The organism is Mesorhizobium sp. M5C.F.Ca.ET.164.01.1.1, assembly GCF_004792125.1.
Lineage (GTDB): Bacteria > Pseudomonadota > Alphaproteobacteria > Rhizobiales > Rhizobiaceae > Mesorhizobium > Mesorhizobium wenxiniae.
Window position 1 is genome coordinate 1 of the sequence record NZ_SRTG01000127.1, and the last position, 421, is coordinate 421.

At 56.1% G+C, this 421-nt stretch carries 1 protein-coding gene; it reads left to right on the forward strand.

Annotated elements, in window-relative coordinates; genetic code table 11:
• Positions 1–421, forward strand: a 421-nt coding sequence (locus tag EN807_RS32760; protein ID WP_135937949.1) for a glutathione S-transferase C-terminal domain-containing protein, incomplete at both ends; no start/stop codon positions are given.

Genomic DNA, 421 nt, shown 5'->3' on the forward strand with positions numbered 1-421 from the left:
CAGTTCTCGGCCGAGTACATTCGCATCAACCCTGGCTCCAAAATCCCCGCAATCGTCGATCAAGACAATGGCACAGTTTTAACAGAGTCCAACGCAATCTTGATCTATCTCGCGGAAAAAGCCGGACGGCTCATGCCCGTCTCTGCCGCGGCACGGCTGACAGTCACCGAGTGGCTGATGTGGCAGGCCGCCAACTTCGGCCCGACACTCGGTTACGCCCATTATTTCCTGACGTACAATACAGGAAAGGCACCCTTCGCCGAGACACGTTTCGCCTCGGATACCGAACGCCTCTACCGGATGCTGAATGACCGCTTGGCAGAGCGCGGGTTCGTCGCCGGCGATTTTTCAATAGCCGATATCGCCATCTGGCCATGGGTTTCGCGTTTCGCCCGTCATAAAATCGATCTCGCTGATTTTC